Source organism: Flavisolibacter nicotianae, assembly GCF_003628535.1.
GTDB classification, from domain to species: Bacteria; Bacteroidota; Bacteroidia; order Chitinophagales; family Chitinophagaceae; genus Flavisolibacter; species Flavisolibacter nicotianae.
The window spans coordinates 982,104-1,003,060 of sequence record NZ_RBCI01000001.1; the positions used below are offsets into that span (position 1 = coordinate 982,104).

Sequence of the window (20,957 nt, forward strand, 5' to 3'; positions counted from 1 at the left end):
CAGCGCTGAAACCCCGATTTTAACAGGTTTTCAGAAAATATTTCTGCCTGTCGATCCCTGAATCTGGTCTTTGCACCTTACTTTTGCCGTCCTTTCACAAAATCGCATGGGTGTGGTGACCCGGTGATGAAACCTGAAACAAACCCGGTTCTCCACGGGTGATTTTAGAACGTGAAAAAACTCATTCAATGAAACGTACATTTCAACCCCATCGTCGTCGTCGTAAAACAGTTCATGGCTTCCGCAAGCGTATGCAAAGCGCCAACGGAAGAAAAGTGTTGGCCAGCCGCCGTGCCAAAGGCCGTCACAAGCTGACTGTCAGCGACGAAAAGAAATTAAAATAAATAGCCCCCTCGATCCCCAAAGGGAAGAGGCAAAGCACAGGGCTCGCTTATTTAGACTTCTTGAAAGCTCTCAATCATTTTCCAATGGTGAGAGCTTTTTTCATTACAGGTGATGGTTGAAGAAGCTGGCTGTGCGTAGGCCATCCCCTCCTTTGGGAACGGGGATGCAGTATTTTTATCCCATGGCAAAACGCTTTGGCCTCCCGAAAACCGAACGGCTGAAAAGCCGCAGGCAAATCGACGATCTGTTTGCAGCCAAAAAAGGCTTTGCTGTTTTTCCCATCCGGGTGATGTACCGGTTTTTCCCCTCGGGGGAAGGCGGCGTGCAGGTTGGGGTCACGGCCAGCAAGCGGACGTTTAAAAAAGCGGTTGACCGGAACCGGATCAAGCGTTTGCTGCGGGAAGCCTACCGGCTGCAAAAAGAAGAACTGCGCACGGGCCTGGACGCTGCCGGCAAACGTGGTATTGTTTTTTTCCTGTACACAGACAAGACCGTGGCTTCGTTTGACGTAATCAAAGCCGCCATGGCTAAATGCCTTAATAAATTAAGTGGAATCGCCAACAGTGAAAACCCTTCGTAAAATAGCCTCCTTTCCCTTCATTGCCCTGATAAAGCTTTACCAGTGGATCATTTCCCCGCTGCTGGGCCCCAAATGCCGCTTTACTCCCACCTGCTCGCAATACGGGGTGGAGGCGTTTCAGAAATACGGCCCTTTCAAAGGCTTTTGGCTGACGCTGAAGCGGGTTGGCCGCTGTCATCCCTGGGGCGGAAGCGGCTACGACCCGGTGCCATAATCCCCTGTAGGGTACAGAGGGATCACTTTATCACCGCCTGCACATCAGGGTCTTTTTCCAAAAACAGCATTTGCACCAGGATCCAGTTGCTTCGTCCTCGTACATAAGGGGAGGCCGGCTTTACCGTAAAGCGTTTGGGGTTGGGAAGACAGGCCGCGATCATCGCAGCTTCTTTGCGGGTGAGGTTTTTGGCCGGTTTGCCAAAATAGGCCTGTGAGGCGGCTTCGGCTCCATAAATGCCCGGGCCCATTTCGATCACGTTGACGTACACATCCAAAATGCGTTGTTTGCCCCAGATCCACTCGATCATTTTGGTAAAGTATAGCTCCAGGCCTTTGCGCACCCAGTCGCGGCCCTGCCAGAGGAACACATTTTTGGCCACCTGCTGCGAGATGGTGCTGGCGCCGCGAATGCGGTTGGGCTTCCGCTTGTTGTACTCCATGGCCTTTTTGATATTCTTCCAGTCGAAGCCGCTGTGGTCGGGAAAGATCTGGTCTTCGGAAGAAATAACGGCAAGCTTGAGGTTGGGAGAGATGTCGCCGGCGCCGACATAATCCCGCTTCAGGCCATCACCGCTGATCATGCTGCCGACCTGGGTCAGCGTCAGCGGGGGATTGATCCATTTCAACGCAACGATGTAAAGCAGGTGCAGAACAAACAGGAGCAGGAGAATTCGTTTTATCCGCGACCAGAGCCCTCCCCGGGAACCTTTCTTTTTTGCTTTCATCAATGTCCTCCTGCTTTGCCATAAACCAGCAATCCCCAAAGGAGAACAAGGCCAAATCCAATCAGGATACCGCCGTTGATACGGTTGATGCGGTGAATGTTTTGCGGTGTGAGCTTTTTGCGAATTTTATCGGCCAGCACCACCTTGGTGATGTCGGCCCCAACGGCGATCAGCAGGGCGATGCCAAAAATGATAATTCTCTGCTTGATGGTATGCGATACAAAGGCGGTGGCGGTGGTAAACCAGAACACGATGATGCCGGGGTTCAATAAATTCATCACGGCGCCCGAAAGAAATAATTTGGCGTAGTCGCCGGTATTGAAAATTTCGACCTCCTCTTTTTCCCGGGGCAGCGGCATTTTTTTAAAAAAGAGAAAATACGTGCCGACGGCCAGGAGCAGAATACTGCCGCTGATTCCCAGCGGTCTTTCGTAATGGGAGAGCGCCGTAAACAACTGCGAAAAGGCGTTGCAGCAGATCACCAGGAAAATGTCCGTGGCAAAAATGCCAAAGATGAAAGCCAGTCCGCCCCGGAGGCCGTTGTTCAGGCTTTGTTTGATGACGGTAAAAACAATCGGGCCTACCGAAATGGCGAGCCAGAATCCAAGCAACAAACCTTTGATAACCGCATCGAGCATAAGCAAAATTCCGGCTGCGAAGTTAGCCGGATGAGAGGAGAAAAATACGTTGTGTTGGCCAATTGATTACGTGCTTTTGCCGCTTTGTTCCCGGGCCGCCAGAAATTCGTCCCACTCCTTCAGCATCTTGCCTTTCAGCACCCGCGGAAATTTGTGCTGGCTACCCAGCTTGCCTTCCGCTTTCATAAAATTGAGAAACACCTCTTCGGGCAATACGTCGATGAAGATTTTTTTGAGTGCGGATGTCCGCTCGGTAGCATAATCGTCGTTCAGTTCGCAAAGATGCCGGTCAATTTTCCCGATGAGGGCCTCGGCATCGACAGGGTCGTTGCAGGCGATATACCATTTGTGGGCAAACCAATTTTCAAACGGGAACCCAACCACGGTAAATTCCGGGATACTGACATTGAATTCGTTGCTGACCAGCTCAATGGCCCTGTTCATGTTTTCCACGCTCAGGTGCTCACCCACCAGGCTGAGAAAATGCTTGGTGCGGCCGGTGATCACGATTTCGCAGCGCTCCTTGTCCACAAAGCGAAGCGTGTCGCCGAGCAGGTAGCGCCAGGCGCCGGCATTGGTGCTCATGAGCAGGGCGTAGTCTTTTCCTTCCTCCACTTCGTGGATCATCAGGGCCTGCGGCTTGTCGATCATTTTTCCCTCGCTGTTGAAGTTGGCATCGTCGAAGGGAACAAATTCAAAGAAGATATTGTTGTCGAGCACCAGGCGCATGCCCTTGGCATTCTCGTGGTCTTTGTAGCCGATAAAGCCTTCGCTGGAAAGATAGTTTTCGATGTACACGATGGGCTTGCCCAGCAGCTTTTCAAACCCTTTTTTGTAGGGCTCGAAAGCCACGCCGCCATGCACGAAAAATCCAAGGTTGGGCCAGATATCGTGAATGGTTTGCACGCCGTAGTGTTCAATCACCATTTCCATGCACATCTGGCACCAGGCCGGCACACCAACGATATAACCAATGTCCCAGTCCCTTGCATGCTCTACAATCTCGTGGAGCTTTTCGTTCCAGTCTTTGATCCGGGCAATGCGGCCGCCGGGTTTGTAAAATGTCTGAAACCAAAAAGGGCGGTTCTTGGCCAGGATGCCACTCAGGTCGCCGGCATACCAGCCGGCATTTCCTTTTTGCAGGTCGGTGGCGCCGCCCAGCATCAAAAAGCCTTTGGTCATCGCGTGGCGGGGCAGGTGGTGGTAGCCGAGGAGCGAAAGAAGCTGCCGGATGTAGTTGATGCGGTTGCTGCGCAACATTTCTTTCGTTACCGGGATGTATTTGCTGGCTGCTTCCGAAGTGCCGGAGCTTAAGGCGTAGTACTTGATCTTCCCGGGCCAGGTCACGTCGGGCACGCCATCGAGTGTTTTTTGCCACCACTCCGAATAGATCTTGTTGTAGTCGTGCACAGGAACGGCCTGCTGAAAGGCTTTTCCCGGGTGGCGGCTCAGCAAAATCGTGTCGAAACCATAATATTGACCAAATGCGGTGAAGCGGGCTTTTTTGAGCAGCTTTTTCAGCACCTTCAATTGCTGGCTGCGTGGGTCGCTTCCAGGCAACCGCAGGGCTTTGGCAATCGCTTTCGGAAGTTTAATATCAATGATTCTCGCCATCAGCACGTAATAGGGCAAACGAAGGTACCCCTTAGCTCCCTAAATCAGGATAGTGCAGAAAAATTGTTTTCAGGTCCTGCAGGGGCTCATAATTGCGGGCATACCAGTAGTCGAGCAACTGCCGGTTTTCAACTGCCGTTGACATGGCCTCCTTCCTGCCGCTGGGCGCCAGCACGCTGTTGCGCAAACGCGGCAGGGAGGCGGAAGAGCGGGAATAGCCGACCCAGGTTTTTTTGCCGGCCAGCACGTCGATGCAGTTGCGAAAAAAACGAAGCGGCCGTGACACCAGGAAGAGTTGCAGCGGGAAGGTGAGCAAAAAGAAAATTACCACACACACATCCATCAGCCGTTTGAGCCGTTTGTTCGCGGCCTTGGCCAGTGCAAAATCCGTATCGGCAGAAAGAATTTCGCCGCTGGCGGTGCTGGTGTCGCTACCCACAATGCTGCAACTGCCATAGGCATGAAAGCGGAACTTCAGCCCCGACCGCAGCCGTTCGGTTTGGGCAATTATTTTTTTATACGACAGGGTGCCGGCGCACCAGATCAGTTCGCGGGCATGCAGCACCTTGGCTGTTTCGTTCAGGTTCTCCAGGCCGGCCACGCGGTTCTCCGTGGAGCCGTTAAGGCCCACTCGTCCGATCACCCGTTCGCCCACGCCTTTTTTTTGCAAAAACTCCTGCACGCCGTTGAATTCTTCCTTGGTGGCGGCAATGAGGATGTGGGGATTGCGCGAGGCATCGGGTGGCTGCAGCATCAGGCCTGCCTTGCGCAGAACCGTGCGCAGTACCGCAATCAGGACAAAGGAAAGCAGGGCGCCAAAAACCACGATCGCCCTTGAAAAGCGGAGGGTTTCGGGCAGCAGGGAATAAACGGAGAGAAGCGTCACCGTTGCCACCAGCGTGGAGCGGACCAGATTGACCGTTTTGTAATAACGGTCGTACAGTCCTGCATAGTAGGCTGCCGTCAGATACACGGCTGTAAACGCCGGGAATGAAAGCAGGAGGAGACGGTTGGGATAAACAATGTCGGTGCGGACATAGGTTGCCCATGCCTGCTTTACCAGCCAAAACGAAAACAGGATGGTGATGGCGTCGATCACGGGAATGCCGAAAAATGAAATGACTTTGAGCAGCGCCGAAATCAGGGCCCGGATCCAGATGGCCAGTTGAATGGCAAAGGTGAAAAAGCTTGCCTGTACACCGCCATAGTGCTTTTTGACAAACACACTCATGGCGTAATAAAACATGCGGACATAATTAAAACTTCCCCGCTTGGTGCTTTCGCCCTTGAAGTGAATGATGGTGGTCTCGGCCAGGTAATAGTTTTTATAACCCGCCTTCTGGATGCGGTAACTCAGGTCCACGTCTTCGCCATACATAAAAAAGGCCTCGTCGAAACTGCCCACTTCTTTCAGCACCGCGTGTCGCACCAGCAGGTAAGCGCCGGCCAGCACGTCTACCTCGTGGTTCTGCTCTTTATCCAGGTGACCAAGGTGGTAACGGCTGAAGATGCGTGAATGCGGGAAGAGCCGGGCAAAGCCAAACAGCTTGAACAGCGACGTGAGCGGGGAGGGGAAGGCTCGCTTGCTTTCTTTCAGGAAGGTGCCACTGCCGTCGATCATTTTTACGCCAAGGGCACCACAGTCGGGATGCGACCGGAAAAATTGGATGCATGTGGCAAAGCTGTCTTCCGCCACGATGGTATCGGGGTTCAAAAAAAGAATGTACTCGCCCCTGGCTTCGGCCAGGCCACGGTTGCAGGCTTTGCCAAAGCCGCTGTTGGTGCGGTTCTTCAAAAATCTGACCTGCGGAAATTTCGGCGCGAGGTAGGGCAGGCTTTCATCGGTGGAGTGGTTGTCGATGACAATCACTTCTGTCTCCACTTCTTCTGCAGCCCGCAGCACGGAGTGCAGGCACTGCTCCAGGAAGTATTTGACGTTGTAATTGACTATGATAACCGACAGGGTCAAAGGCAGCCGTTTTTGGGAAATGGACAAATATAAGCACCTCACCCTAACCCTCTCCTCAAGGAGAGGGAATTTCTGCGTACCGGGCCCGCTTGGGCAAGATGATTTTTTATGTCAAGGAATGCCATCCCTCGAAGGGATGGCATTCCTTGACATCCATCTGTGTTCCGAACGCTGAACGGAGCCCTTCCTTCGTCAGGATAAACTGTGCAACGGCAGCTTCATGTCTATTCTGTTGCTGGTGACATAAAAAATATATCGCTCCTTCGGAGCTTTGATTTCTTTTCTCTTCTTTTTTCTATTAACAGGACGCCCCTCCGGGGCAAAAGAAAAGCAATTGGCAGGGACGCCAACCAGCAGCAAAAAGCCTCCACCAGCATGACTGGTGAAGGCTTTGAAGTATCGTGTAAAAGCAAGGGTCTGTGCGGTTGTAAGCCCCTCCCTGGAGGGGTTTGGGGAGGCTTTTGAGGGATCAAGGCCCGGGGTTCGGTTAATTCATCCTGATCACATTTCCCCGCGGCATGTTTTTGCGCATTTCCTCCATCATCTTGTCCCGCTCTTTGGAAAATTCGGCTGCCGTGAGGCGCTTGCCTTCACTGGGTTCCTTGATCTTGCCGGCAGACACCTTGGGTGAGAACTCGATGGCCCTGGTGATGTTCTGGCCTTTGTTGACGTCGAGCTCCAGAATCAGCCCGGGCAGCTGCCCCTGGAAATCGGGACCGGCCGGAACGGGAATTTCAGTGGTGTACCAGGCGACAACCGGAAGCGTGTCGGTGACGGTTTCGACTTTGAATTCACCATTTTCCATGGACCGGCGTTGCCGGGTCACAACGCTGGTACCCGTTGCTTTGCGGGCCGTAAAATTGAGGATTGGCTTGGTTTCTTCGCTCAGTCGCCACTGCAGTTTTGTGACGGTGTCGGTGACCACAAAGCTTTTTTCAAACATCTCCCGCTGGTCGATGCGGCTGCCTTTGGCATAGTCGACGTAGGTGGCTTCGCCGGCACCGCCGGCCATGCGGATCACCATCCCGCCTCCTGCAAACGTGTTTTGATCGTCGTTGGCCGCATTGGGCAAAAACTGCCAGAGCGAATGCTCCGGCGTAAAAAGAAGTTCGTATTGCATGGTGCGGGATTTGGGCATCTGGGCCTGCACATCAGGTGGCAGGTTGCCAAAATTTCGTGTCGGCATTTGCACGGTGCGTTCGTACACAATGCGGCCTTCTTTGGTTTGCGCCTGCGCCAGCAAGGCAACGGCGGAAGCGGCCAGCAAGAATAGTTTCTTCATAACCCGTTTGGTTTTTCTCAAATGTAAAATCCCTAAACTGCCTTAGCGGTTAATTCACGTTGAAACCACGTTAATAATAGTTAAGGGAATGATGAGCGGTAAACAGAAGAATTATTTTTGTTTGGATGGGTGTTTTAAAAAACAGGAAATGGATGCCGGTGCTGATGGCCGCCACGATTTTGGCGATTGCCGGCTTCCAGGTCTATTGGCTGAGCAAAGCCTATGAGCGGGAAGAACGAACGCTGGACATGCGGACGAATTTTTTGTTTCGCGAAACCATTCGCTCCATCCAGGCCTCCAAGATAAAACTCGACAGCCTCGCCAGTGACTCCACCGGCTCGTTGCGCATGAGCGTGCAGCAGGAGTTACGACACGGGGCGCAGGTGGAGGCCCTGCCCCGCGAAAAAGTGATCGGCATGGTGGACGTGCTGATGCAGCGCACAAAAGATCCGGGCAAACGCAAAATCATCTTCCGCCGCGGCGACAGTGTACGGGTTTTCAACAGCGAAGTTTCGCCCCGGCAAAACCGCATCATGCAGTTCCTTTTCGACATGGACGCCTTGCAGGATTCGATCCGTGTGGCCGAAGTGGAAAAGGCTTATGCCAAAAAACTGGCGGAACAAAACATCGACGTGCCGTTTACCGTGAGCCGTGTGCCCACCGAGGAAACAGAGCCCGAACGGCGCCGGTTCAATGAAGTTACGCTGGGCTTTACCAATCCCGTCACCTACCGGCTCGAACTGGGCAATGCCTTCCCGCTGCTGTTGAAGCGGATCGGTCCTGCCATCCTGTTTTCCGTTTTCCTGGTTGGCTTTACTTTCCTTTCCTTCATGTTGCTTTATCGCAACCTGCTGCGGCAGCGCAAACTGGCCGATATCAAAAACGAATTTATTTCCAACATCACCCACGAGTTAAAAACACCAATTGCCACCGTAAGCGTTGCCATCGAAGCCTTGCGCAGTTTTGGCGGAAGCGTAAGCCCGCAAAAAACAAGAGAGTATCTCGATATCTCGGCCAACGAACTGCAGCGCCTGTCGCTGCTGGTCGACAAGGTGCTGAAGCTGTCGATGTTCGAGAAAAAGGAGATTGAACTGAAGTACGAAACCCTGAACATGCGGCAACTGGTGGACGAAGTGACCAGCTCCATGCGCCTCCAGTTTGAAAAAAAGAAAGCCGATGTAACGGTGCATGCCGAAGGCGATACCACGCTGGAAGGCGACCGGCTTCACCTGGTCAGCGTGTTGTTTAATCTCTTGGACAATGCACTGAAGTATAGCAAAGAAGCACCGAAGATCGACATCTGCCTGAAGGACAACGGACCGCAATTGCAATTGGTGATCGCTGACAATGGCATCGGCATTCCGCAGGAGTACCATCGCCGCATTTTTGAAAAATTCTTCCGTGTGCCGCACGGGAACGTGCACGACGCAAAAGGCTATGGCCTCGGCTTGAGCTATGTGTCGCACGTGGTAGACCAGCACCGCGGCAGCATTGAGGTTACATCGGCAGAAGGAACCGGCAGCCGGTTTATCATAACACTTCCCAAACACAAGGGATGAACGAAGCTGCATGCAACAAACTGTAAGACGCAAGCTCCTTTGTTCACTCATTCCTGACGGGCGGCACGCCCTGATGGACAGAAGATAGCTTGCAACGCGGAGCTGACGGCTTGCAGCTTTTCTCCTTAATTTCACTTCATGAAAAAGACAAAGGTTTTATACGTCGAGGACGAGACATTCCTGGCCAAGATCGTCAGCGAAACGCTGGAGAGCCGTGGCTACGACGTAGTGCTGGAGGAAGACGGCGGCAAGGCGCTGCAACGGTTTGCCGAAACAAAGCCCGATGTCTGCGTACTCGATATCATGCTGCCCAACAAGGACGGCTTTACCATTGCCGATGAAATACGGGAAAAGGATGGGGAAGTGCCCATTATTTTCCTGAGTGCCCGTTCGCAAACGACCGATGTGGTGAATGGTTTTAAACTGGGTGCCAACGATTTCATCCGCAAGCCCTTTAGCATCGAAGAGCTGATTGTACGGATCGAGAATGTGCTGCGCAACAAAACGGTAGTACCCGAAGAGCAGGAAGAAGTGAAGATCGGGCAGTACCTGTTTCACATCCGCCGGCAAACCCTCAACCATCCCGACGAACAACGCAAGCTCTCGTACCGCGAGAGCGAGTTGCTACGGCTCCTGTACGAAAACCGCGACAAGATCGTAGAGCGCAGCGAGATACTGACCCTTCTCTGGGGCAGCGATTCTTTTTTCAACAGCCGCACCCTCGACGTGTACATCACCAAGCTCCGGGGCTACCTGAAACACGATCCTTCGATCGAGATCATCACCATCAAAGGCATTGGCTACCGCTTTGTGATGAGCTAATGGCATAGCTTTTACAGCACACCCGGTATGGTGGCTGCTACAAAACGGAAAAAACTGCGGCGGATTCTTTTCCTGCTGGCGGGTGCATTGCTGGTGTTTTTATCCGTTGTGGCCCTGCTGGCCAACGTCTTTGTGGAGCCGGTGCTGCGCAAGCGATTGCAAACCCTGATCGTCGAAGGCTCCGACAGCCTATACACATACACGCTTGGCGATTTGCACGTAAACTTTTTTGGCGGAGATGTTGGCGTGCACGACCTGGCTATATCGGTGGACAGTAACCGCTATAAGCAGTTGAAGCAGGCAGGCACCCTGCCGGCACTGGTCATGGAGGTGAACGTGAACAGCGCACACATCAAAGGACTTGGCGTGTTTTCGCTTCTTTTCGGCAAAAAGATTTTTATCAACGAAATTTCCTCCGAGGACGCCGACGTTAAACTTAACCGTTTCCCGAAAGACAAGGATACGGTGGTGACCACCGGGGAAAAGCCGCCGTTGTGGAAGGCCCTGCAACCCCGGATCAAATCAGTAGTGGTCAACAAGATCCGGCTGAATGGCATCAAGCTGCTATACAAGAATGCAGAAGGCAGCGAAGGCAAGCTGCAGTTCGACCGTTGCGATGCCCTGTTTGAACACATCCGCATCGACAGCGTGGCGGCACAGGATACCAGTAACCTTGGCTACGTACAAAACTTCTCGCTCCGGCTGAACGATCTGAAGTTTCGCACAACCGACTCCACGTACAAACTAAAAGCGGAGTGGATAACCTACAATTCGGCAAAGCGCCTGTTGGAAATCGACAGTTTTAAACTGCAGCCAACACTTAAGAATGACGAACGAAACGACACGCTGCGCAAATCGTGGTACACGGTCAAATTCGACAAGGTCAGTTTTACGGGACTGCGCCTCGATCATTACCTGCGGCTGAACCACGCCGAAGCGGATAGCGTGATCTTTCAAAATCCTTCGCTGGCCGTTTACCAGGATAAAAAGGGGTGGAAGAGTTATGCCAGCAAAATCGGTCAGTACCCGCACCAGGTTTTGCTCCGTGCAAAGGCAGTTATTGCTATCAAAACGATCATTGCCCGCAACATGCAAATTGCCGTTACCGAAAAAGACGAAACCACGCGGGAAGAAGGTACAATCAATCTTGATGGCGTGAACCTGCAGGTGGCCAACATTGTCAACGACCCGTCGCTGCTGAAAAAAAATCCGGTTACAACCGCCGAAGCCAAAGGCCGCATCATCGGCAGCCCAATAAAGGCTTCGTTCCGGTTTTACCTGGATTCGGCCGATGGCCGGTTTGATGTAAAAGGACGTATCGGGCCGGTAGCGGCTGCACAGATCAATCCCATCTCGACCCGCCTGGCCAACATCGAAGTGCCCACGGTACAGATCTCGTCCATTGATTTTTTTGTGCGGGGTGAAGACTATGAAGCCACGTCGGATGTGCAGATGCAGTACAGCAATCTGGCCCTCATTTTCCGCAAGCGGGATGAACAAACCGGGGCCAATAAAACACGAAAGTTCCTGACCAGGATTTTGAACCGCTATGCAATCAATCCTTCCAACAACGGCAGGGATGTGGAGGCCCGGAACGTAAGGGTAGCACGGCTCACCACCCAATCGTTTTTCGGCATTATCTGGAAGGCTGTTTTTGAAGGAATGCAGCGGATTATGTTGAAATAGGAGTTTGGAGTTTGGAGTTTGGAGTTTGGAGTTTGGAGTTTGGAGTTTGGAGTTTGGAGTTTGGAGTTTGGAGTTTGGAGTTTGGAGTTTGGAGTTTGGAGTTTGGAGTTTGGAGTTTGGAGAAATGGAACCCGGTAAGATAAATAAGGATCACTTTCTTTTTCACTGCGAAGCAGTGCCGTGTTGATAGACAGAAACCAGAACGGGGAACCAGCTACGGAGGAGCCGCGAGATTTAAATTATCACGTAAAAGCAGGTGCAGAGCTTAGCCGTTTACCGTACTATTTTGACTTCTTCTCCCGTAAAAGAAACCTTGGAAAACAACGCGATAGCAAGGCCCATGGCGGAATCGCAGGCGGCAGATGGCCGTCAAATCGGGGAAGATTCGGTGCAGCACAATTTCTACATTCTTATTTGCCTGATAGGCATGCTCTTTGGAGAAGCTAAGGCAAATGACAACAATGGAAATTACAGCAGCTGTGCTATATGGTGGTTCACTTGCACATTATGATGTGCAGGTCGAAAGCGGGAGAGAGTGTTTTGCTCGACTTTCCAGCTACAACGGTAACCCATCGCAACAACCACCCAGCACAATAAAATTACGCAAAGAAGGCCGGCATTGGGTCAGCGACAGCGCTGAGAACGGCCTTTCCGACGACCTGGGTTACGCAGTGGAACTAAAGGCAAAACCAATACTGGAAGGCAGGCGACGCGATGGCAGCCACCCGGCAGGATAAGTGTAAAAGGCAAAATTTGAAAAGGAGTCCTTCATTCATCGGCTCCTTTTATTTTTACAGCCGAATGTATCCACGTGAAAGCGCTACTTCTCATCGACATACAAAATGATTTTCTACCCGGCGGCGCATTGGCCGTACCGGATGGAGATGCAATTATTCCCCTCGTCAACCAGCTCCAGCCGGCATTTGAGCTGGTGGTGGCTACGCAGGACTGGCACCCGGCCGACCACAAAAGCTTCGCTTCCAATCACCCGGGTAAAATCCTCTTCGAGCAGATCGACTGGCAGGGATTACCGCAAGTGTTATGGCCCGACCACTGCGTACAGGAAACGGCCGGGGCAGCTTTTGCCAGTGGTGTGGACTGGCGACGCACGGAGGCCATTTTTCGTAAGGGCACCGATCCGCAGATCGACAGCTACAGCGGCTTTTACGACAATGGCCACCGGAAAGCAACAGGACTTGCCGCCTATTTGAAGGGCAGAGGTGTGAAAGAAGTTTACCTGGCCGGCCTGGCAGCCGACTATTGCGTTTCCTATAGCGCCATGGATTCTCTGGCAGAAGGCTTTGCCACCTTTCTTATTGAAGACGCTACACGAGCCATCAGTATGGAAGGATTGGAGGAGGCCAGAAAAGCGATACGGGAAAAAGGGGGGCAGTTTGTACGAAGCCACAACATCCTGGCAGGATAGTAGGGAAATCTTAAATGAAGCGAATTGCTTTCCTCCGGCTATTAATTATCCAAATCGAAATGGGTAACCAGGCTACCGGGGCAGGTGGCAAGTTGCCGCAAAAAATATCCAATATTTAATATCCCAATATCCCTCCCTCACGCCGGCAGCAACACACGGAATGTTGTGCCTACACCGGGACTACTTTCCGCAGAAATATAACCGTGATGATTTTCCACCACCTTGCGCACAATGGCCAGGCCTACACCTGTTCCATCGTATTCGCTGTTGCCGTGTAGGCGGGTAAAGACATTGAAGATCCGGTCGGCATACTCCTGTTCAAAACCAATCCCGTTGTCGGCAACCTCGATCAGGTGAAACAACTTTTCCGCATCCATTGTAGCCACACTGAAACCAGAAGCACCACCGGTTATAGTATGCGCCGACACCGTCACCACCGGCTCAATGCCTGGTTTTGCATACTTGATCGCATTGCTCAGGAGATTGTGAAAAAGCTGTTGCAATTGCCGCCTGTGTCCTTTGACTACCGGTAACAGACCTACGTCGATCTTTGCTTTTTTTTCCGTCACCATTAGTTCCAGGTCCGACAGCACCAGTTTGACTTTTTTGTTCAGGTCAATATCCTCCATTTCTGCCGCCGGCTGTGCATTCACATGCGCATATTCCAGCAAATCATCCACGAGGAGCTTCATCCGGGACGCTGCCGTTTCCATCCGTTCCATCATGCTCTTTTCTTCTTCCGACAGGCGGCCTTCCAGCCTGCCCTTCAGCCGGTCGGCAAAAAACTGCACCTTTCGGATAGGCTCTTTCATGTCGTGCGATGCCGCACGGGTAAATTCTTCCAGGCTTTCGTTGGAACGCTTCAGTTCATCAAGCAACGACTGCATGCGCTGTTGCGACTCTTTCGCCTGGGTCACGTCGGTCGTCACGCAGATCAGGTGTTCCCTGTCCATTTTCGATGCGGCGCCTTCGATCCATTTGCCGGTTGGCAGCCGGTAATCCGTATAACAGGATTCGCCTGTTTGCAGGGTCATCGAGAGCAAATGGAAAAGCGGGCTTTGCAGAAAAGCCGGGTCAAGTGCCGCATTCGACCGGTTCAACAGGTCCTGCCGGGAAATGCCCGTAAACTGTACGGCCAGGTCGTTTACAAGAACGTTCTGGAAGTCAATAACCTCGCCCTCTGCGTTGCGGATCGCTTTAAGCACCGAAATGCTGCTGGGCGAAAAGCGCAGAATCTTGTCCAGCATGTCTTTCTGCTGCTCCACTTCAAGCGCTGCCTGTTTTTGGTCGGTAATATTGGTAAAGGTGACCACCACACTGTTTTCACCCAGTTTGACGGCGCAGGTGTCGTACCAGCCATCATAGTGATCGCTGCGATAATGGACTTCAAAGCGCTCCGCCTTTCCGGTGTTTATCACAGATACCAGTTTGTCGACCATAATGGTTTGACGGGTCGCCGGAAACTCTTCCAGCAGGTTTTTGCCAATCACGTCTATTTCGGGCCGTACGCTTAGTTCACGGAAGCGCTGGTTGACCTGGACAAAGCGAAAGTCAACAATGTTGCCGGTAGCGTTGCGAACTGCTTCGCAGGTGTAAACTGCATTCAGCGATGCATCGAGAATGTTGTTGAGCAGGTTTTTTTGCTCCAGGATTTGCTGTTCGTAGACCTTTTTTTCGGTGATGTCCACAAAGGAGGAAATCACGCCGTCGCCCAGCCTGGACAGGGAAACCATAAACCATCCATATTCCTCTCCGCCCGGTGTTTTGAACGTGGTTTCAAAGCGAACCGGCAGGCCGCTCTCGACAACACTTTTGTGCAGGTCGAACTGCTCGGAAAACTTCAGGTGTGGCAGGAGTTCAAGGAGTTTTTTGCCAACGGCATCCGGCGGAAACTGGCCCCATTCCAATCCCTTCCTGTTGCAATGTGTGACGTAGAAATCGACAATCCTGCCGGTCTTGTTGCGAATGCTTTTCAGCAGCATCACGCCATCGGCCGAGCTGTCGAGAATGTGCTGGTACATTTTCTCCTGTTCCTGCCGGTCGATCTCCATCCTGACCTCGCGGGTGCGGTCGCGGGAGATGCTAAGAATACCCCCGTCCACTTTGCGCCGTTGTACATTGAAATAGCGTTCGAATCCCGGGCTGTAATAACTGTGTTCCAGCGGTTCGCCGGTTCGCCACACCTCGAGGCATTGCTGAAAGATCAGCTTCACGGAGGGATCGTCGAGCAGGCTTGTCGATTGGAGACGGCCGCCAACCACCTGGCCTGGACTGATACCCAGGATCTGTGCTGCGGAGTGGTTGCAGTAGCGGGCTTCAAAATCAATCACAACATTATTGCCCTCGCTGTCAAAAACAGGCACAAACCAAACCACAGAGTCCGGCTGGCTGTCGAAGAGTTGAGCAATAAGGTTTTCGGTTACGCTTTCTTTCAACATGGTTAAGGAATCACAGAACAAGTTACGAAGTTTTGAATGACCCGCTTTCATCCAACCGCAAGAAAAGGTCTTGTGGCTGTGGCTGCCCGTCGGAAAAGGAAAGGTTCGTTCCTGTTATTGACAAACCGTATCGTTGCCGAAATTTTCTTACTTTCCTTTTTAAAAACTTTGCATGTCCAACCGTCGTCATTTTCTGAAACAGTCTTCCACCTTGCTGGGAGGAACGGCCCTGCTGTCGGCTATTGATCATCCCGCCTTCGGGATTTTGAAATCATCTTTTTCTCCTGCCAACCAGGTCAACATTGGTGCGATCGGGATCAACGGCATGGGCTGGGCCAACGTTACTTCGGCACTGAAGCAGCCGGGTGTAAACCTCGTGGCGCTTTGCGATGTTGATAAAAACGTACTGGATAAACGCATGGGCGACCTGGCCAGGATGAACGTGAATGCAGCCAACATTAAAACCTATACTGATTACCGTAAGCTGCTGGAGCAAAAAGACATCGACGCGGTGATCATCGGCACCCCCGACCACTGGCATGCGCTGATCATGATCCATGCCTGCGAGGCGGGCAAAGATGTGTACGTAGAAAAGCCGGTCGGTAATTCCATTGTTGAATGCCGTGCCATGGTGGCGGCGCAAAAGCGCTATAACCGCGTGGTGCAGGTAGGGCAGTGGCAACGCAGCCAGCAGCACTTCCGCGATGCTGTTGACTTTATCGGAACGGGCCAACTGGGCAACATCCGCACGGTGAAGGTGTGGTGTTACCAGGGATGGATGCGACCCGCACCCGTGGTTCCGGATTCCGCGCCACCTGCCGGCGTGGATTACAAAACCTGGCTGGGACCGGCCGAAACAAGGCCGTTCAACAGCAGTCGCTTTCACTTCAACTTTCGCTGGTTCTGGGACTATGCCGGCGGCCTGATGACCGACTGGGGCGTGCACCTGCTGGATTATGGCCTGCTGGGTATGAATGCACCCGTTCCCAAAACGGTAGTGTCGCTCGGTGGCAAGTTTGCCTATCCCGAACTGGCGCAGGAAACTCCGGATACGCTGACGGCTCTTTACGAGTTTGACAACTTCAACCTGGTGTGGGACCATGCAATGGGAATCGACAACGGCTCGTATGGGAGAGACCACGGCATTGCCTACATCGGCAACAACGCCACGCTGGTGTTGGACCGCGGCGGATGGGAAGTGCTGGAAGAAAAGAACAGCAAAACCAAAGTGAGCAAACCCCTGGTAAAGCCGTCGGACAATGGCCTGGACAAGCACTGGGAAAACTTTGTTTCCGTTGTTCGCTCCCGCAAGATGGCCGACCTGCATTGCCCCGTAGAAGCGGGGGCACATGTGGCCACGGTGGCGCAGATGGGCAACATCAGCTTCCGTAGCGGCCAGCGGGTGGTGTGGGACAAAGGTGCCGGGAAGTTCACCGATGAAAAGCTGAATAAGGACTACCTGCTGAAAGAGTACCACAATGGCTATAAGCTGCCGGTGGTTAAAGCATAAAAAATTGCAATAAAGAGAAAGGGTCTCCGTTCAATCGCTGCCCAATAAAATTCAAAACCTCGCCGGTTCTTTACCCGCGAGGTTTTTTTATGCGCCGATCAATTGACGATGCCTTTCCAGGTGAACCCGGGCAGCCGGGTGCTGCCATGCAGATTCGTCGGGGAAGGGAGCTTTTGAGACAAACGATTTACGTGTGTATGGAAACGATAGCGGAATCAGTTTGGGCGCATCCTGGTGGCTAAGTGTTTTCACATATTTCTATTTTGCGCCCTGCCTTTTAACTTTGCTCCCTTTCCGCTTCCAATCCTTTGCAAAGCCCCGTTTCCTTTCCTTCTGAAAATGCCTGAAAAAACTATTTTCATGACACTGTCAGCATTTCAGGAACTCGACTACAAAGGCAGGACGGCAGTTACCGGCCGGGGCGTTTGCGTTGGCGGCAGAGCCGATAGCGAACACATTATTTTGCTCTACCAGATCGAAAGCTTTTACATCGAAGTTTTTTTCCACAAGAAAAATCACTACATCACGAGGTTTTTTGGCTTTGATGACATGAACCTCCTGGACCCGTACCTGGAAAAAATAAATATCTGCATCCCTTACTAGGATAGGGTATCTTTTGCCGACGGGTACATAAACTGTTTGTTTTTTAAACGGGAATTTGCAATAAGAAGAAACAGGTTACGTCTACGCTATCGCATTTAATTTTTGCCAGGAACTCCTCCTTTGTAAACTATAGGGTGGCCGACCAGGAAGCAGGCTCTCTGCTGCCTATCCTCTGTGTGCGCCCAGCGATCTGCCCGGGTGGAGTACAAGATGATAAATCATATCGTCAATGAAGTAATTCCAACACCTGTTTCATCTCAACAGCGCTACCGATTCTTACGTGTTTTTGCTTATTGCATAACGGAAGGATACGTAGTATGTTTGCGGTACACCCACCGGACTCATGTATACTGTGACGTACTATAAACTAGGAAAACATTGGTACCTGGATGCGCCAGACTATATCGCCCAGGGAGGCGAGGCGGATGACCTGGAACGCATTGGTGCCTTCCACGATTTTTTGGAACTCGCTGCCGAAGGGGCAACTACGGTTGTTTTTCACATGGACACAAATGCCTTTAACGATGCTGATTTTTTTGAACTGGTGGCATCCAGCGGTGGCCGAACCGGCGGGCATTACCACCTGCATAGCTTCCAGGGCCAGCCGGTCGACCTGGAACTCTGGTTCAATTCCATGATCTTCTCCGGCCTCGCAACACTGCCGCAACGGATTTATTTTAAAAAGGTCGCCCATTCCATGTTGTAACAAATCCGCAAATGTCCACCTGCCAAAAGACGTTCCGCCAGGATCTTGCCCCGGATATTCTTTGAGAAAAACGGGTGCACCATGAAAGCCTGCGACGTGGATTTGGGGCTGTGTACCAACAGCTTGTGCCGCCCATTCTTATCATAAAAACCGGTAAAGCCGCGCTGCAAAACGCTGGCGCCGCTTTCCTCTTTCCAGTTCCGGCCGCCTTCATGGATTGGTTTTTGTGGTCCATATATCATCGACCATGCGCAGCAAGCAATACGATATCCTGGTAGTAGACGATGATCAAGAGGACCGGATGATCATGGGTGAAGCGTTCTCGGAATTGAGTTGTCACGACCGGGTAACCATGTATGACTCGAGCTCTGCATTCCATCGTGATATGATGGAGTTGAAAATCCTTTCGCCCCTGCCGTTTTTGGTTGTTTTGGATTACAATCTTCCCGGATCTGACGGGGCCGTCATTCTTAGCCTTTTGAAAAACGACCCGGTATTAAGTACCATTCAGGTTGTGATGTATTCGACGGGAATGAGCAACACACAACGGCAGGACTGCCTTCTCAAAGGTGCCGTCAACTGCTTTGAAAAAGGCATTACCTACCAGGATGTGCTCTCGTTTTGCAAACAGGTGTGCAATGTTGCGTTTGGTAAATCAACGCCCGTGTAACGAAACGGCTGCTGCAGCCTCGCTGGCGGCTTGTGGCTCGAATTTGTGTCCTTCCAAAAGAAACGTACATTGCCATTTAACGAAACTCCAATGAACCTCTTTCGAATAGCCATCCTTGTTATTGGCCTGGTGTTTTGCAGCCACGTTTCTGTTGCACAGACGGTCCGAAGCAAAGAACTTCTTCTCCACCTTTCAAAGGAAGACAGGTATGCGTTTTTGATGTACAAAAGCAAAAGTGAAAAGTCGAAAGCCATCGGCGCGGCCATCGCCGGCCCTGTTTTATCCGGCCTGGGTCTTTACCTCCTGGGCAAAGAAGGCCCGGTTCCAAACGTGCAGAACGATTCGCCTACGCGGCTGTATGGCGTTCTGCTAGGCAGTTTGGGCCTTATGGTCAGCATCAGCAGCATTTCCTTATTTTATTCCGCAGCAAAAACGAAAAGGCAAGCCCAGTTGCTTTTATCGGCCACTTCTACTTCGCAGCTTACCGGCGAGTTCCTCGCACCTGGTCTGCGGATCCGCATTGTTTTTTGATTGAACGATTCTTCGCAAGGCCAAAAGGTTTCATCGGCGCTATGGATTCTGTGTAGAACGGTGGCGTTCTGTTGTGGGCCTGGTGCCCGCCGCAGATGCCATACAGGGGCATTTGGGATGGGGCCAAGGCGCTTGGAAAAGGTTGTTATTCCGTTCGTTATCTTTGATTACCCAATTCGTACTGCTTATGAAAGTCAATCTTCTGTTTACCCTGTTTATTTTGATTCTTACCGAAGGGGCAGTAGCCCAAACAAAATTCCGAAAAGCTTCAGTGATTACATCCAACGGCGATACGCTGCACGGCTATGTTGAAAGTATGGAGTGGGTGCGGACGCCGGATTTTTTTTCGTTCTCTCTTTCTCCAGCTAAAACCGAGACAAAAAACTTTACGGTTCGTGAGGCCAAAACCGTGATGATTGAGGAGGGCCTGGTATATCAACGGTTTGTCGTATCCATTAGCATGAACCAAACCGAAGACGCGAAGCTGGATTTTGTAATCGATACCACCAAACGAACAGAGGTTGTGTTTTTGAAACTGCTGGCGCAGGGTGACAAGATGAACCTCTATGCTTATCGGGACAAATTAAAGGACCGCTACTATTTGCAAACGCCTACGCAGGAAACCCCGGTTGAACTAATCTGGAAAAAAGAGCTGAAGGATGACCAGATCCATACCATTGATTTCTACCGTCAGCAATTAACAGACGCAGCCATCAGGAGTGGCACTTTTACGTCTTCGGCGGAAAAACAAATTGCAACGGTTCGGTATTCCGACAAGTCCCTGACCCACCTGGTGAACCAATTAAACGGAAGACCTGAAGTGGCACTTACTAGGGGCGCAAAAGCTCCCCGGCAAGGCCGGTATTTTGTGGGGCTGGGAATCAACAACAGCGTACTGACGTTTAAAGGAGAAACGCTGATCAATGCCGATGGATTGGATGCCAATGAGAACACAGCTTACAGGTCGGAGGTCAGAACAAAATCCCTGTTGCCGGTTGTTTGCGGAGGCTACGATGTGTTTTTTCATCCATCGCTGGAACGGACTTACCTGCGTTTAGAAGGAGCTGTGACGGCCATCCAGGCAAAAACCACATCCGTCTTTAAATTTTCCCGGCCCAGTGACGAAGAGCTGACGAACCGGTATGAACTCTTTGGTGTTTTTGTTTCGCTGGCGCCGCAACTCATTTACGAGGTTTACCAACGAACGAATTTTCGGCTGTTTGCCGGCGCCGGTATCATGCTGCGGCATGCCATCTATCCAAAGCAAACCCTGTATCAAACCACCAATAAACATGGCCAGGGGTATGCTGACCAGGTTATTGAAGAGTACTTCCGGTTTTCTTCTTTTGCAGGTATACCCATGGGGAAGGCTGGTGCCACCATTCAAAATAAGTGGAGTGTTTGGGGTTCCTGGCTTGCTTCTCGTTACCTGACCCCTTCGGATAAAACGCTGATCAAATCGGTCCGTGAGTCCTCCTGGCAGGCAGGTGTGAGTTACCTGTTTTAAGCTGTCATTTGTTTCGCTTTTCAAAACAGGAGGTCCGGATTTCTACGACAGGCTGTTCCCGTCTTTGCCATGAGTCATTCACTATAGCAAATGGCGCCTTCGCTAATACTCCCGGATCTGGCCACCAGGC

General features: G+C 51.8%; 22 protein-coding genes. 14 read left to right on the forward strand and 8 right to left on the reverse strand.

Annotated features, from left to right (window positions below; translation table 11 throughout):
- The first annotated feature begins 188 nt into the window (after positions 1-188).
- The 3 genes from rpmH (at position 189) to yidD (ending at position 1,139) form a co-directional block, all read left to right on the forward strand.
- Positions 189-344 carry a 50S ribosomal protein L34 gene (gene rpmH / locus D6024_RS04365; RefSeq protein WP_121353297.1) on the forward strand — a complete coding sequence of 52 codons (156 nt, stop codon included), beginning with the start codon at positions 189-191 and terminating at the stop codon, positions 342-344.
- Positions 345-526: 182 nt separating this feature from the next.
- A complete protein-coding gene (gene rnpA / locus D6024_RS04370; protein ID WP_162944524.1) occupies positions 527-925 on the forward strand; it encodes a ribonuclease P protein component in 399 nt (132 codons plus the stop codon).
- Positions 909-1,139, forward strand: a complete 231-nt coding sequence (gene yidD, locus D6024_RS04375) for a membrane protein insertion efficiency factor YidD (protein WP_121353300.1) — start codon at positions 909-911, stop codon at positions 1,137-1,139. The genes rnpA and yidD overlap by 17 nt, the downstream gene beginning before the upstream one ends.
- 22 nt (positions 1,140-1,161) lie before the next feature.
- Here yidD and mtgA read toward each other — a convergent pair whose 3' ends face one another.
- The 5 genes from mtgA to D6024_RS04400 all read right to left on the reverse strand — a co-directional run bounded on the left by mtgA (position 1,162) and on the right by D6024_RS04400 (position 7,369).
- On the reverse strand, positions 1,162-1,866 hold the full coding sequence (gene mtgA / locus D6024_RS04380; RefSeq protein WP_121353302.1) for a monofunctional biosynthetic peptidoglycan transglycosylase: 705 nt from the start codon (positions 1,864-1,866) through the stop codon (positions 1,162-1,164).
- Complete coding sequence (locus tag D6024_RS04385) at positions 1,866-2,504, reverse strand: LysE family translocator (protein ID WP_121353303.1); 639 nt, start codon at positions 2,502-2,504, stop codon at positions 1,866-1,868. Before D6024_RS04385 ends, mtgA begins: the two co-directional genes overlap by 1 nt.
- 66 nt (positions 2,505-2,570) lie before the next feature.
- Positions 2,571-4,118 carry a GH3 family domain-containing protein gene (locus D6024_RS04390; protein ID WP_121353499.1) on the reverse strand — a complete coding sequence of 516 codons (1,548 nt, stop codon included), beginning with the start codon at positions 4,116-4,118 and terminating at the stop codon, positions 2,571-2,573.
- A 31-nt stretch (positions 4,119-4,149) separates the two neighbouring features.
- Positions 4,150-6,087 (reverse strand): glycosyltransferase family 2 protein, encoded by a 1,938-nt coding sequence (locus D6024_RS04395; protein WP_162944525.1) that lies wholly within the window; start codon positions 6,085-6,087, stop codon positions 4,150-4,152.
- Between the two features lie 487 nt (positions 6,088-6,574).
- The gene (locus tag D6024_RS04400; protein WP_121353307.1) at positions 6,575-7,369 is read right to left on the reverse strand and encodes a GLPGLI family protein; all 795 of its coding nucleotides are present in this window, start codon (positions 7,367-7,369) and stop codon (positions 6,575-6,577) included.
- A gap of 125 nt (positions 7,370-7,494) precedes the next feature.
- On the opposite strand from D6024_RS04400, the gene D6024_RS04405 reads away from it, so the two are divergent.
- From D6024_RS04405 to pncA, 5 genes are all read left to right on the forward strand, one after another.
- Positions 7,495-8,928 (forward strand): sensor histidine kinase, encoded by a 1,434-nt coding sequence (locus tag D6024_RS04405; protein ID WP_121353309.1) that lies wholly within the window; start codon positions 7,495-7,497, stop codon positions 8,926-8,928.
- A gap of 138 nt (positions 8,929-9,066) precedes the next feature.
- Positions 9,067-9,750 carry a response regulator transcription factor gene (locus tag D6024_RS04410; RefSeq protein ID WP_121353311.1) on the forward strand — a complete coding sequence of 228 codons (684 nt, stop codon included), beginning with the start codon at positions 9,067-9,069 and terminating at the stop codon, positions 9,748-9,750.
- A gap of 30 nt (positions 9,751-9,780) precedes the next feature.
- The gene (locus D6024_RS04415) at positions 9,781-11,436 is read left to right on the forward strand and encodes a hypothetical protein (RefSeq protein ID WP_162944526.1); all 1,656 of its coding nucleotides are present in this window, start codon (positions 9,781-9,783) and stop codon (positions 11,434-11,436) included.
- 461 nt (positions 11,437-11,897) lie between these two features.
- On the forward strand, positions 11,898-12,173 hold the full coding sequence (locus tag D6024_RS04425; protein ID WP_121353315.1) for a hypothetical protein: 276 nt from the start codon (positions 11,898-11,900) through the stop codon (positions 12,171-12,173).
- A gap of 74 nt (positions 12,174-12,247) precedes the next feature.
- Positions 12,248-12,862, forward strand: coding sequence for a bifunctional nicotinamidase/pyrazinamidase (pncA, locus tag D6024_RS04430; protein ID WP_121353317.1), 615 nt, complete (start codon positions 12,248-12,250; stop codon positions 12,860-12,862).
- A 137-nt stretch (positions 12,863-12,999) separates the two neighbouring features.
- Here pncA and D6024_RS04435 read toward each other — a convergent pair whose 3' ends face one another.
- On the reverse strand, positions 13,000-15,300 hold the full coding sequence (locus tag D6024_RS04435) for an ATP-binding protein (RefSeq protein ID WP_162944527.1): 2,301 nt from the start codon (positions 15,298-15,300) through the stop codon (positions 13,000-13,002).
- 172 nt (positions 15,301-15,472) lie between these two features.
- On the opposite strand from D6024_RS04435, the gene D6024_RS04440 reads away from it, so the two are divergent.
- A complete protein-coding gene (locus tag D6024_RS04440) occupies positions 15,473-16,810 on the forward strand; it encodes a Gfo/Idh/MocA family protein (RefSeq protein WP_121353321.1) in 1,338 nt (445 codons plus the stop codon).
- A gap of 87 nt (positions 16,811-16,897) precedes the next feature.
- Here the strand turns inward: D6024_RS04440 and D6024_RS26515 are convergent, their stop codons facing one another.
- Positions 16,898-17,062: a hypothetical protein gene (locus D6024_RS26515; RefSeq protein WP_162944528.1), complete on the reverse strand. Its 165-nt coding sequence runs from the start codon at positions 17,060-17,062 to the stop codon at positions 16,898-16,900.
- Between the two features lie 108 nt (positions 17,063-17,170).
- Between D6024_RS26515 and D6024_RS04445 the strand changes: the two genes are divergently transcribed.
- Both D6024_RS04445 and D6024_RS04450 read left to right on the forward strand, forming a co-directional pair.
- On the forward strand, positions 17,171-17,413 hold the full coding sequence (locus D6024_RS04445; RefSeq protein ID WP_121353323.1) for a hypothetical protein: 243 nt from the start codon (positions 17,171-17,173) through the stop codon (positions 17,411-17,413).
- Positions 17,414-17,756: 343 nt separating this feature from the next.
- On the forward strand, positions 17,757-18,119 hold the full coding sequence (locus tag D6024_RS04450) for a DUF6717 family protein (RefSeq protein ID WP_121353325.1): 363 nt from the start codon (positions 17,757-17,759) through the stop codon (positions 18,117-18,119).
- Here the strand turns inward: D6024_RS04450 and D6024_RS04455 are convergent.
- Positions 18,086-18,361 (reverse strand): hypothetical protein, encoded by a 276-nt coding sequence (locus D6024_RS04455; protein WP_121353326.1) that lies wholly within the window; start codon positions 18,359-18,361, stop codon positions 18,086-18,088. The genes D6024_RS04450 and D6024_RS04455 overlap by 34 nt on opposite strands.
- Positions 18,362-18,366: 5 nt before the next feature.
- Between D6024_RS04455 and D6024_RS04460 the strand changes: the two genes are divergently transcribed.
- The 3 genes from D6024_RS04460 (at position 18,367) to D6024_RS04470 (ending at position 20,827) form a co-directional block, all read left to right on the forward strand.
- On the forward strand, positions 18,367-18,789 hold the full coding sequence (locus D6024_RS04460) for a response regulator (RefSeq protein WP_121353328.1): 423 nt from the start codon (positions 18,367-18,369) through the stop codon (positions 18,787-18,789).
- Positions 18,790-18,879: 90 nt separating this feature from the next.
- Positions 18,880-19,320: a hypothetical protein gene (locus D6024_RS04465; RefSeq protein ID WP_121353329.1), complete on the forward strand. Its 441-nt coding sequence runs from the start codon at positions 18,880-18,882 to the stop codon at positions 19,318-19,320.
- 187 nt (positions 19,321-19,507) lie between these two features.
- A complete protein-coding gene (locus D6024_RS04470) occupies positions 19,508-20,827 on the forward strand; it encodes a hypothetical protein (RefSeq protein ID WP_162944529.1) in 1,320 nt (439 codons plus the stop codon).
- The last annotated feature ends 130 nt before the right edge of the window (positions 20,828-20,957 follow it).